The organism is Flavobacterium sp. MR2016-29, assembly GCF_015350695.1.
GTDB lineage: Bacteria > Bacteroidota > Bacteroidia > Flavobacteriales > Flavobacteriaceae > Flavobacterium.
On the sequence record NZ_JADKPU010000007.1, the window covers coordinates 179,271 to 192,870 of the forward strand.

Sequence of the window (13,600 nt, forward strand, 5' to 3'; positions counted from 1 at the left end):
TTGTTTTGTTATAGTCTTGTAAATCTAAAATCTCAAGTCTAAAATTTGCACTCTAAAATCGTATTATCCTTTATCCGACAATCTTAAAATATCTCCAAAAACGCCTCTTGCTGTTACAGCAGAACCTGCACCAGCTCCCTGAATAACAATCGGGCGATCTCCATACGATTCTGTATAAATTTCGAAGAAAGAATCTGAACCTTTTAAGCCGCCAAGAGCAGTATCTGAAGGAACAGAAACTAATTTTACTTCCAGATTTCCTTTATCATTTTGTAAATCTCCAGACAATTCGCCAATGTATCTTAATACGTGATTTGGTTTTTGATCGGCTTTTATTTTATCGTAAATTGGGTCAAATTCTTTTAATTTGGTTAAGAAATCGCTAACGTTTCCATCACGTAAATGTTCTGGAATAAGATTCTGAATTGAGATTTCTTCAAACTCGTTTTGCAAATCTAATTCTCTTGCCAGAATTAATAATTTTCTTCCCACATCGTTGCCGCATAAATCCTCACGCGGGTCTGGTTCTGTGTATCCGTTGTCAATTGCTTCTTGCAAAATCTGGCTGAACGGAACATCTTTTGCAGAGAAATTATTGAATAAATAGCTCAATGTTCCGGAGAAAACGCCTTTAATTTTTGTGATGTTTTCACCAGAAAGATGCAATAATTTAATAGTATCAATTAAAGGCAAACCTGCACCAACATTGGTTTCGTACAAATAATTCTTTTGATTTTCTGCTAAAGATTTTCTTATTTCCTTATAAAAACCATAACTCAAAGTATTCGCTACTTTATTAGATGAAATCAAATCGAAACTGCTTTCTATAAGCGGAATATAATTTTCAACGAAAGTTGCACTTGCTGTATTATCAATTGCAATTAAATTTTCTAAATGGTATTCATTTGCATAAGCGATAATATCTTGAATAGTATAACCATCTCCTTTGCTTGCAATATCATTTTTCCAGCTTGAAGTTACACCGTTTTTGTTTAAAAGCAGTTTTTTAGAATTTGCAATTGCAAAAACATTCAATTTAACATCTTTACGTTTTTCGATAGCTGAAGCCGATTCTAAAATTTGATTGATTAACGTTCCGCCTACTAATCCGTGACCAAAAATCGCGATGTTTATTTTCTTAGAAACACCAAAGATTTCACCGTGAATAACATTTAAGGCTTTGTTTAATTCTTCTTTTTTAACAACCAAACTCACGTTTTTACCCGTTACAGTGTTGTTGAATAATATCGGAACAATTTTATTTTTGATTAAAGCAGTGTATGGTTTATGAAAAGTACTTAAATCCTGGCCAATAATCGAAATTACCGAAACATTATCGGTTACTGTAATCTGATTTACGTCTTTAGAATAAAAGTCGTTTTCGAATTCTTTCTCTAATTCAACCATTGCAGTTGTAGCCTTATCAGTAGCAACAACAAGTCCGATTCCTCTTTCTGAAGAACCTTGCGAAATAATACTTACGCTGATATTATGATCGCCCATTACTTTAAAAATTCGGGCATCTACTCCAGCTTTTCCAAGTAATCCTCGGCCTTCAAGATTTACTAACGAAACGTTTTCTAAAACAGAAAGCGTTTTAATTCCTTCTTTAGCAGAATCTGAAGTGATTAAAGTACCGCGGTTTTCGTGATTGAATGTATTTAAAATACGAAGCGGAATATTTTTTTCCAACAAAGGAATTATCGTTTTAGCATGCAAAATTGTTGCTCCAAAATTCGCTAATTCGTTCGCTTCGTTAAACGACAAATATTCGATTTTTTTAGCATCGGCAACTAAATCAGGATTTGCTGTGTAGATTCCGTCAACGTGAGTAAAATTTTGAAGTTCTTCGGCATCTAAATAATTAGCAATTAAAGATGCCGTATAATTACTTCCGTTTCTTCCTAAAGTCGTTGTGTCATTGTTGTTGTTTGAACCAATAAAACCTGTTACGATGTTTACTGTTGAACCATTATGCAATTTGAAATAATTGATAACATTTTTCTTAGAAAGCTGTTCTAAAGGCTGTGCGTCGCCAAATTTCGAATCGGTTTTGAGCAATTCTCTTGTATCAACAAAATTCGCAGGAATTCCTTTTTCAACTAAAATTGAAGTCAGTAATTTAGCCGAAAGCAATTCTCCTTTTGATAAAATCTGATCTTTAATTTTATTGCTGTAATCTCCAATTAAGCTTACACCTTCAAAAAGTTTGTCTAAAATAGTAAACTCTTCTGATAAATCGACTTGCGGGAAATCTGAAATTTGATAGGCTTTAAAGCTTTCCAACAAAGGTTTGTAATTTCCATTTTTAGCTGCAATTCTTAAAATGTCTTCTAATTCGTCTGTCGCATTACCGCGTGCCGAAACGACAACGGCAATTTGCTCGCCTTGATTTACTTTATCTGAAATGATTGAAACGACTTTGTTTAGTCCTTCTCCGTTTGATAACGATTTACCTCCAAATTTTAATATTTTCATTTTATTTTGCTATTGTTTCTGCCTTAAAAATATCGGCAAGTAAATGATCTAATTGTTTGTACTCGATTAAAAAAGCGTCATGTCCGTGAACCGAATCTATTTCGCTGTAAAAAACATTTTCTTTAAATTTCTTTAATTCCTGAAAAGTTTCCAGGTTTTCTTTTGGTGTAAAAAACAAATCCGAATTGATTCCGATAATATGAATCGATGCAGTTGTTTTCGACAATAAGGTTTCGAAATCATCACTATTTCGAGTTATGTCTATGGTTTTTAGCAATTGATTCATCAATTTATAAGATGACAATTGATATCTTTTTTGTAATTTTTTACCATGATGCGCCAGCCAGCTTTCGATATTAAAAATCAAAAGATCTTGGTTAATGGTTCGTTTAAATTTTTCTTTGAATGATTCAGGAGAACGGTAACACAACATTGCATGAATTCTTGCATCTTCTATTGGTTTAGAGGAATTGTTCAGGATTTGTTCCTGTAAAAAGCAATTTGCAATCATCCAGTCGGTCGATTTCCAGTCGGTTGCAATCGGAATTAAATTTTCGGCAATGTTGGGTTCCAAAGCCAAGATTTCCCAAGCGATACCGCCACCCACAGAACCGCCGATTATAGCAAACAACTGCTCAATATTTAAAGCTTTAACTCCTTTTATGAAAATGCGCGCAACATCTCTAGCCGTAAAATCTTGGTAATTTTCAACTATAAACGAATCATTCCCGTTTCCTGGAATATTAAATGCCAGAATGGTGTACTTGCTTGTATCAATTGTTTTTCCGTCGCCAATTAAGTCGTTCCACCACCCATTTTCGCCTGTAACCTGAGCGTTTCCTGTTAAGGCATGGTTGACCAAAACGATTGGAGCACTGTGCAACGGCAAACCAGAAAGTGTAAAACTTAAGGGTACTAACGGATATAGTGCACCACTTTCTGTGATGAAATCTTGAATTATAATGGGACTTGGTATATTTTCCAATTTCAAATCTTTTATTAATTGATTTGTATGTGGAAATATTAGAAAGAAAAGTCTAGAGTGAAACTAGAAAAATTCTTGTTGTTATCTTTCCACGTTTGGGCGTGGTAGAATGCAGCACCTTCTTCGCTTTAGCGAAGGGTTGCTAAGGATTCATCGGGTCTAATCCCTCGTCCTTTCTTTATAACATTTCAATACGTTTTTGAACTTAAAGGTGCAAATTAACTACTAATTTCTTAAACAAACAAATTTTATCGAAACTGATTCCGGAATTTGCTGAACATAATTCAAACCAAAACTAATGTACGCAAAAAATTACCGAACAATTTGCTCAGTAAAATTAAGCAGGTTTACCCTTATTTTATAATACTTTTTGAGTTAGATAAAAAGTGTTTCATTTTCTTTTGAATACATCAAAAACAATAAAGAATTTGGTTCTTTTTTAATTTCTTTTTTATCCGTTTCCGTTATTCCAAATCTTGGATGTATCAATTCATTTGTTGGCGGTGGCGGATTGTTTCTTTTCGTTCTTAAGTTTTTCAATGTAGAAAACGTTTTGGTTATGTAGTTTAATGTGCTCATAATATTTAAGTTTAAGTTTGTTAGCGTTTTATAATCTTTATTTTTTCTTTGTTTTTTTGTTATGGTAACCTGATGAAATAAAAAAACCCTTTTGGGTTTTAATACCAAAAGGGTTTAAGTTTTTAAAACTTACATATACTTTTAGTATCAACAGACGCGTACACAAATAAGTGCGACATTAAACATCTTGTTCATGTTCATCTGTAGGGATTTATTCATCTGTGATTTACTTGCTATTTTTAAAAAATTTTGCATTTTTATATTTTTAATAAGCTTCTCGAAACTCTTGACACATTCTTACTTTTTATTCTTTTCAAAAAATCTAAGAAATAATATTATAGTCAACTGTTTATTCGATCTGCATAACTATTATTAGATAACTAAATTTGTTTTTGGTAGTTTTTAGGTATTACAAATGTGCGAATATTTTTTCAATAATCCAAGTGACTATCAAGCAATTAATTACAAAAAACGTTAAAAAACATGATTTAAACGTTAAAAAACATCTTACAAAAAGTCATTTTTATTATTTATAAGCTTAAACCTACAAATAAAATCATAATTTTTCTGTTTCAAAATATCAAAGAACTAACTAATATAAATCCACTACAGCCAAATCGTTTCTTTATTTTTTATTTTTTCAGCTACTTTTAAAATGTCTGTTATAATTCCTCTCGAAATAGCCTGCTTACATGGTGATGCGCTCTGAATTACAATTGGAACCGCCGAATACGATTGTGTATAAATTTCAAAAATAGAATCTGAACCTTTCAATTGTCCGATTGCAGATGTAATAGGTTCTGAAACTAATTTGACTTCTAATAAATTTCGCTCAATATCAAATTCTCCTACATATCTCAAAACATGATTGTCGGCTTGAGTGATTTTTGCGATTTTAAAATATCGGTCTATTGCTTCTTTATTAAGTATTCCGTTTTTCTCTAAATGTTCTTGATTTATAAGAGAATTGATTTTTATATCTGAAAGTTCAAAATCCTTCCCAATTTCCCTCGTTAAAATAAGCAGTTTTTTCGCCGTATCGTTTCCGGATAAATCTTCTTTGAAAGTAGCACGCATTAAACCAAGCAGACTAGCATCTTTTAAAACAGAAGAAAAAGAAGTTTCTTCAGAAGAAAATCGGTTAAAAACATAACTCAGATTGTCTGAAAAAACACCTCTGATTTTTGTAATCTTTTCGCCCGAATAATACAAATCTCTTATCGTTTGCAAGACGGGAAAACCTGTATCTACCGAGGTTTCATACAAAAACTCTTTGTCGTATTTTTTCAGATTCTCTCTTATTTCTTTATAAAGACTAAGTGGCAATGTATTCGCTTTTTTGTTTACCGCTACAATATTAAAGCCGTTTTGAATCAATGTGTTGTAATGCCCAATCAGTTCGTCGCTGGCGGTAGCGTCGACTGCAATTAAATTTTCGAATTCGTTTTCCTTTGCAAATTCAACAATATCTTCTATTTTAAAAGGAACAGCTAATTCTCTAAAATTGGTTTCCCAAGCATATCCAACGCCTTCTTTCTCGAAAAAAGCGACCGTAGAATTAGTAATTATCGGAAAATGAAAATCGATATTTTTACTTTGAAGAAAAAATTCCTGACTTTCGATAATCTGATTGATTAAAGTGCTTCCGATATTTCCAATTCCGAAAAGGATGATATTTATTTTAAGCTTTGACATAATTTTAATTTTTAATTTTTTCCATATATAAATACTATAAGTTCATTTAATAATCTCATCTATAATATTTGACACTTAGGCGGATTTCAATGTGTCGGTAATACAATGCGCTTTACTAAAAATGAACTTATAGTACTTATGGTGAAATATTTATGCTAAACGTTTTTTCATAAAAAATCACCCCTAGCAACACCACATTGCTAAAGGCAATTTTCAAACAAAAAACAAAAAAACCTAATTTTTTATACTGTATTGCGATTGTGTAACGCTTGCAAAAACAGTTTGCAGGTCAGCAATTAAATCTTCAATATCTTCGATACCTACAGAAAGTCGGACCAAATCTTTTGAAACTCCAGTTTCTAATTGTTCATCATCAGACAATTGCTGGTGTGTTGTGCTTGCGGGATGAATAATTAGCGATTTTGTATCGCCAATATTGGCCAACAGTGAAAATAATTTCGTTTCATCTACTACTTTTTTAGCCGCTTCAAAACCGCCTTTTAATCCAAAAGTGATAATACCGCTTTTACCTTCTGGCAGATATTGCTGTGCTAAATCGTAATATTTACTTGATTTTAAACCCGGATAATTTACCCAGACTACTTCTTCTTGTTTCTCTAACCATTCGGCTAAAGCCAAAGCATTTTCGCTGTGTTTCTTAATTCTGATTGGCAAAGTTTCTAATCCCTGAATGATTTGAAAAGCATTAAACGGACTCAAAGCCGCACCAAAATCACGCAAACCTTCGATTCTTGCTTTCGCAATAAAAGCAGCATTTCCTAAGGCTTCGTGATAAACTAATCCGTGATAACCTGCTGAAGGTTCTGTAAATTCAGGAAATTTTCCGTTCGACCAGTCAAAAGTTCCGGCATCAATAATAACACCACCTAATGAAGTTCCGTTTCCGGAAATATATTTAGTTAAGGAATGAATTACAATATTGGCTCCGTGCTCAATCGGATTCAATAAATAAGGAGTAGCAACCGTATTGTCTACAATAAACGGTACTTTAAAGTTTTTGGCTTCCGCCGAAATTCCTTTCAAGTCTAAAACATCTAATTTCGGATTTCCTAAAGATTCAACAAAGAAAGCTCTTGTATTTTCTTTAGCTGCTTTTGTAAAATTTTCGGGTTTTGAAGGATCTACAAAAGTGGTTGTAATTCCTAAACGAGGCAAAGTTACTTTTAAAAGATTATAAGTTCCTCCATATAAACTATTTGAAGCCACAATATGATCACCCGCTTTTAGCAAAGTCAAAAAAGTAGTCGAAATTGCTGAAGCTCCAGAAGCCGTAACTACCGCACCAATACCGCCTTCAAGCGCTGCAAGCCGTTGTTCTAAAACATCGTTTGTTGGATTATTTAATCTCGTATAAATAAATCCAGCTTCTGCAAGACCAAATAAATTGGCGGCATGATCTGAATTATTAAAAACGTATGATGATGTCTGGTAAATTGGCACTGCTCTAGTTCCTGAATTTTTAGTAACGTCGTGTCCTGCGTGTAGTGCATTTGTTGCGAATTTTTGTGTGCTCATGATTTCTTAGTTTTAGATACTGTTAATACTATTATATATTGTTATTGAAATGATTTTTGAATTGAAATTTGAGATTATCTAACATATAGATCTTCTTCTTCGAGATTATACATATGAAACAATAAAGATTTTTGACCTTTTATATTTTTCTCAGGATCATAATTTCCAACTTCACTTGTTGGTTCTTCCAATTTATCTTGGTTTTTTTGAGAATCTGTTCTCAATAAGTACTGAAATGCGATTGTATTTATATCTAATGTATTCATGTTTTAAAATTTAAAATGTTGAAATAAAAAAAGCCCTTTCGGATGGCTACCAAAAGGGCTTATAGTTCTAACTATAACAAAGATTCTATCTTTCACTTTTGGCAACAGCTAATTGGGATGCACATTTGCATCATCTCACAACACATCATTCTTTTTTTAGCTATTGTTTTCATTTTATTATTTTAATTCTTTTTTAAACTCGACTAATTTGATAGGATAAATTTAATAATATTTATTGAACTACCAAATCAAAAATTATAATTTAACATTTAAAGGCTTTTTATTCATTCAAAAAAAATAGCAGGCTTAATAATTCAGTTTTATTTCATTTTTGAATAAAAAAAAACCTCTGCAAAATGCAGAGGTTCTATATAAATATGTTTTGAAAACAAACTACAATAGTGTCTCTGCGGAAGATTCCGGCATCATACAAGACATATTGCAAATTGTTAATTTCATTGTTTCTTTTTATTAGATGAGGCAAATTTGCAAACTATTTTTTAATTGACCAAAGAAAATCGAAAATAATTTCTATTACCCTATCAATTTAGTATGTTTTGTTAAATTTATGCTTATAAAATTAAAAAAAGCAGAACTTTAATTTGGAAATCAAAATGGTTTTATACCTTTGCACGCGAATACAGAGGAAAAATTTGAACTGATTGCAACCTCTTCATAATGAAACGGTTCGTTATGAATGCTGAAGAATTACTTTCAGCAGTAAAAAATGCTAAAGCAGAAACTCTCCTTTAGCCCTTTTTAGCAATTATTTCTCCTCGCTTAATTTTAATTTAATAAATTATTATGGCTTATTTATTTACGTCAGAATCTGTTAGTGAAGGGCATCCAGACAAAGTTGCAGATCAAATTTCGGATGCATTAATTGATAACTTTTTGGCATTTGACGCTGATTCAAAAGTAGCTTGTGAAACTCTAGTTACAACTGGTCAGGTAATTTTAGCAGGTGAAGTAAAATCGAATACTTATCTAGATGTGCAGCAAATTGCGCGCGAAGTAATCCGTAAAATCGGATATACAAAAAGCGAGTATATGTTTGAGGCAAATTCTTGTGGAATTTTATCAGCAATTCACGAACAATCAGCTGATATTAACCAAGGTGTTGACAGAGCTAAGCCAGAAGAGCAAGGTGCAGGAGATCAAGGAATGATGTTTGGTTACGCAACTAACGAAACTGAAAACTACATGCCTCTAGCACTTGATTTATCTCATAAATTATTACAAGAATTAGCAATTTTAAGACGCGAAAATAAGGAAATTACTTATTTACGTCCAGATGCTAAGTCTCAGGTAACTTTAGAATACAGCGACGATAACAAGCCAACTCGTATCGATGCGATTGTTATCTCTACTCAACATGATGATTTTGATGAAGAAGCTACAATGTTGGCTAAAATTAAAAAAGATATTGTTGAAATCTTGATTCCAAGAATCATTGCTAAAAATCCAGCTCACGCTCATTTATTCAATGATAAAATCAATTATCACATTAACCCAACAGGAAAATTCGTTATTGGAGGACCTCACGGAGATACAGGTTTAACAGGAAGAAAAATTATTGTTGATACTTACGGTGGAAAAGGTGCTCACGGTGGTGGTGCATTCTCAGGAAAAGATCCAAGTAAAGTAGATAGAAGTGCTGCGTATGCTACACGTCATATCGCTAAAAACTTAGTTGCTGCAGGTGTTGCTGATGAAATCTTAGTACAAGTTTCTTATGCAATTGGAGTTGCTCAGCCAATGGGAATCTTCATTGAAACTTACGGAACTTCTAAAGTTAACTTAACAAACGGTGAAATCGCTAAAAAAGTAGAAGCTCTTTTTGATATGCGTCCTTACTTTATTGAGCAAAGATTAAAATTAAGAAACCCAATTTACAGCGAAACTGCTGCTTACGGACACATGGGACGTACACCAGAAGTTGTTACTAAAACTTTCTTCGCTCCAGGCGGACATGAAAAAACAGTAACTGTTGAATTGTTTACTTGGGAAAAACTTGATTTTGTTGACAAAGTAAAAGCTGAATTTGGATTGTAAATTTAGATTGTTAGGCTTTTAGACTAACTTCGATTGTTAGATTTTTTGACAATTATTTACAATACAATTAACATAAAAAAAACCGATTTCTAATTTCAGAAATCGGTTTTTTTATTTAATAAAGACAACTTTTTATCTTTCCAATTGTACATTTGGCAATGTTTTAGGACGACTTGCATCATTTGATAAAATCCATCCTGTGCGATACATCCATTCTGTCATTTTGTGCAGTTTTACGTAATCGATATTTTCTGCTTCATCCATTGGAGTATGATATTGACTGTGCAAAACACTAGTAAAAAACACAGAAGGAATTCCTCTTCGCGCATATGGCAGGTGATCTGAACGGAAGTAAAAATACTCCGGATGTTCTGGTCTGTCCCAAAGCTTATCTAAATCAAATTTAGGACCTTCGTCATTTGCTTTTTTGGCAATAGCAACTAGGTCTGAAGAATTTTCATGAGGCGAACTAGAACCCAATAAAGCCGCCTGATTTACATTGTTTCTTCCAATCATATCTCCGTTTAAAACAGCAACAATATCCTTTTCTGGAACAGTAGAATGCGCTGCATACCATCTTGAACCTAACAATCCTCTTTCTTCAGAACCATGAAATACAAACAAAGCTGTTCTTTTTCCAGGTTGTTTTTTATATGCTCTTGCAATTGCTAACATCGCCACACAAGTACTTGCGTTGTCATCTGCTCCATTATAAATAGAATCTTTGCCATATTTTTGTCTTACGCCATCATGATCTTGGTGACCGCTGAAAAGTACGTATTCGTTTTTCAATTTCGGATCAGTTCCTGCTATTGTCCCTACTATATTTACTGATGGATATTTATACGATTCTGAAACTACTTCTGCAGACAAAACATCTTTAGTGTTTTTTAAATACTCTAGTTGATCTCCGTGAACCCAAAAAACAGGCATCGTTGACCCAATTTTATCGCGGAAACCTTCGATTCCGTAAATACCTCTAGTCATTTGCGGTTCGACTTGAGACCAGCTTTGTTCTGCCAATTCATCAGCAACCATAATAAGTGCTACAGCTCCTTTTTTTACTACAAGGTCGTAGTATTTATTTCGAACCAAACCTGGATATCTTCTATCAAAAAGCGAAATATCATCAGCTATTCCTTCTTTAGAAGCCAGCAAGACAACTACTTTTCCTTTAACATCTGATTTTTCAATCTGCTCTTTTGTAGCTGCACCTAAATATACTAGAGAACCTTCAACTTTTATATTAGTAGTTTCTGCAACCAAAACTTCCTTCCATAGCTTATATTCTTTTTGTCCGATTTTAAAAGTTGTATTGGCTGTAACTTGATGCCTGTACATATCAAAAAATTGAAAATATGTTCCGTCATCACCTGCTGGAGTCATTCCGGCTTCTTTTGCTTTATTTGCCAGCCACATCGATACTTTTAATTCATCTAAAGTTCCTGCCTCACGACCGTTAAAATGGTCACCCGCCATTTGGTACATATCTGTTCTAAGATCTTTATCAGTAATAGCTGAAACTAATGGTTTCTTAATTGCCTGCGAAAAAACTACTCCGCTGTAAGCAATCAAAATGAGGATTAATTTATTTTTCATACGTTTTAATTTAGTCTTTCAAACTTACTAATTTATCAAGAAAATCTAGTCTTCATTTCCCTTTAAATTGATAAAATCTATAAACCTACTTAACTAAAAACAAAAATGACTGCCGGAACCGACAGTCATTTTCTATAATTTTAAAAATCTTTTAATAAGTTCCGTTTTGCATTTTGCTTAACGTTTCTCTTATTTCATTTGCAGTTTCTTCTTCAACATCAGCACTTAAATATTTAACAGCTAATGTTTGTGCTTGAATTGCTTTTTCTTTTTGCCCGTCTTTATAATATAACTGACCTAAAGTGTCTAAATAATAAGGATTATTTTTAGTTACAACCAAACTGTATTCAGACCAAGTAATAGCATCTTTTATAAAACTTGAATTGGCAGGTTTCAAAACTGTCAACCACGCTGTTGAGTTTGCTAAATTTGAGTGGTAGTCTTTAAATGAATTCCATCCGTTATAAGAATAATCAGAATCCGTATCTAAAGTCGCAAACATCTCATCTAGTCTTTCAATTGCATTTCCTTTTTCAGTTGATAAATAGGTATCAAAATACGATTTAAACTCTTTTAAATAAGCTATATCGTCGATAGAGTTTTCGCTTTCTGCACTCAGGTATTCAAAATAATTTTTATAGCAATCAAAACTTCCCTTTCCTGTCGCAATTAATTTTTTGTAAATCGAAATTATTTTATTCTGATTTGCTTTTCCTGTTACGCCATCTTTTGACAAATAACCATTTTGCTGTAAAGCAGCTGCAATTTCGCTGCTCAAACTTCCTTTTAATAAAACTAATGCATTTCCGTTTTCATCTTCTATGTTCATTTTTTCGATAGCATCGTAATGCTTTAAAAGATAGTCAATCGCCAAGAAATCAGTATCATTAAAAATACGCTCTTCATTAAAAAACTGTTTAGAAAAACCTGCGTTTTTTATTTCTCTTAAAATTGTTTCTACTAATTCTCTATTAGGCTGTGTATCTTTCTGATGCGTTTCAATTAATTTTTTCCAGATTTGAGCCACTTCTTTTTTATCTAAGGTAACTTTTGCAACCTTAAAATCTGCAGGATTTACTTCTTCTGCAACGGCATCTGTTGTTTCATAATCATATGGTATGTCGAGTATAGAAGCTTGGTAAAAAGCTGAAATAAGATCTTTATCTGTTGCTTTTTTGTTTTTTAATACTTTATCAACACCAGAAAAAGCATTTGCTCTTTGCAGCTTTTTTGAAAATTCATCATAATAAGTAAAATCTGATTTTTTATCTAATAAATTCGATTTTGCAGTCGCTAAAATATCTCCGTTTGCGTTCAGAATGATCAAACTTGGATTATCTGATATTTTATTGGCTTTAAGCCATTTTTTATCATCGGCTGTCGCCAAATAATAATTAAAAATATCATATTGAGGATTATAAGCATCATACATATAATATCCAACCTGTGTTTCAAGATCTTTTACTACGGTATCAAAATCAGTTTTTGCAGCAGGATTTTTACTATCCGTATAGATTACCAAAAACTTAGTTTTAGCATTCTTAGTTGCGGCTAACGCACTTTTTAAATTATTTTCGATTTTAAATTTAAAATCAAATTTAGCGACTGCATAAGTATCAGTAGTGTCAACAATAACATCTGCTCCAAAATTTTCGGTAACTAAAGGTTCTTTTCCTGGATAAGTCCAGTTTGAAATGGTTTGACTTTCAAGTGCTGTTACCGTTGGATTTTCATCAGGTTTTGAATCTTTTTCATTTAAGAAAGTAATCGGATTTTTTCCTGATTGCTCAGAAATTTTCAACTCATTTGTTTTCCTGTCATAATAACCTGAAAGATTTAAATCGCTTAAAGCATCAAGTTCATATTTAATAGTTATTTCTGATACATCTTTTGGCAATGCAAATTTAGATAGTTTGCTTTGTCCGTTATAATCTTCATAAACCAAGTATAAAAAGTCTGCTTTATTAATTTCGAATTCTAGATCTGCTTTTAGCCAATCCGGATCTACTTTCGTTTTAATATCTGAAATTCTTTGATATTCAACAGACTCAGAACCGTTTTGAGTTCCGATATAAAACGAGTAATAAGAAGGGTCTAAAAAGTTTACTTTGATTTTTTGTGCTTTTTTATCTTTTTTAAAAGCAAGATCAAAAGCAGTTGCCGGTTTTACTTTTTGGCTAAATGAAAGCGAATCTCCTTTAATTTCATAATCGCCAGAATAAAAAACGAGTTCATATTTATTATTGTCTAATAAATTTAATTTGATTTTCTGACCTTTATTTGACGATAGATAAGTTCCTTTTTGAATGCCTTTTGTTTGAGAAAATGACATAAATGTTATACAAAAAAGCAATAAGGAATTCCATATATAATTGCGCATAATGTAAATTTTGGCTTGTTAATATTA

Annotated in this window: 9 protein-coding genes and 1 riboswitch; of the genes, 1 reads left to right on the top strand and 8 read right to left on the bottom strand. The window is 32.4% G+C overall.

The genetic code is table 11. The annotated features are described in order from the left end of the window. Positions 1 to 63: 63 nt before the first annotated feature. The 6 genes from thrA to IR010_RS15765 form a co-directional block, all read right to left on the bottom strand. A complete protein-coding gene (gene thrA, locus IR010_RS15740) occupies positions 64 to 2,478 on the bottom strand; it encodes a bifunctional aspartate kinase/homoserine dehydrogenase I (protein ID WP_194605196.1) in 2,415 nt (804 codons plus the stop codon). Position 2,479: 1 nt separating this feature from the next. Continuing rightward, a complete protein-coding gene (locus IR010_RS15745) occupies positions 2,480 to 3,469 on the bottom strand; it encodes an alpha/beta fold hydrolase (protein ID WP_194568101.1) in 990 nt (329 codons plus the stop codon). A 72-nt stretch (positions 3,470 to 3,541) separates the two neighbouring features. Next, positions 3,542 to 3,650: riboswitch (SAM riboswitch) on the bottom strand. A 188-nt stretch (positions 3,651 to 3,838) separates the two neighbouring features. Further along, complete coding sequence (locus IR010_RS15750; RefSeq protein ID WP_194605199.1) at positions 3,839 to 4,042, bottom strand: hypothetical protein; 204 nt, start codon at positions 4,040 to 4,042, stop codon at positions 3,839 to 3,841. A 606-nt stretch (positions 4,043 to 4,648) separates the two neighbouring features. Then, on the bottom strand, positions 4,649 to 5,737 hold the full coding sequence (locus IR010_RS15755; RefSeq protein WP_194605201.1) for an aspartate kinase: 1,089 nt from the start codon (positions 5,735 to 5,737) through the stop codon (positions 4,649 to 4,651). A 234-nt stretch (positions 5,738 to 5,971) separates the two neighbouring features. Beyond that, positions 5,972 to 7,273, bottom strand: coding sequence for an O-acetylhomoserine aminocarboxypropyltransferase/cysteine synthase family protein (locus IR010_RS15760; RefSeq protein WP_194568097.1), 1,302 nt, complete (start codon positions 7,271 to 7,273; stop codon positions 5,972 to 5,974). 74 nt (positions 7,274 to 7,347) lie between these two features. Continuing rightward, entirely contained in the window at positions 7,348 to 7,539 is a 192-nt protein-coding gene (locus IR010_RS15765; RefSeq protein ID WP_194605204.1) for a hypothetical protein, read from the bottom strand. Between the two features lie 804 nt (positions 7,540 to 8,343). Here IR010_RS15765 and metK point away from each other — a divergent pair. Further along, entirely contained in the window at positions 8,344 to 9,594 is a 1,251-nt protein-coding gene (gene metK / locus IR010_RS15770; RefSeq protein WP_029271831.1) for a methionine adenosyltransferase, read from the top strand. A gap of 132 nt (positions 9,595 to 9,726) precedes the next feature. Here metK and IR010_RS15775 read toward each other — a convergent pair whose 3' ends face one another. Beyond that, entirely contained in the window at positions 9,727 to 11,193 is a 1,467-nt protein-coding gene (locus tag IR010_RS15775) for a M28 family peptidase (RefSeq protein ID WP_194568093.1), read from the bottom strand. Positions 11,194 to 11,344: 151 nt separating this feature from the next. Next, the gene (locus IR010_RS15780) at positions 11,345 to 13,573 is read right to left on the bottom strand and encodes a hypothetical protein (protein WP_194605207.1); all 2,229 of its coding nucleotides are present in this window, start codon (positions 13,571 to 13,573) and stop codon (positions 11,345 to 11,347) included. Positions 13,574 to 13,600 lie beyond the last annotated feature (27 nt).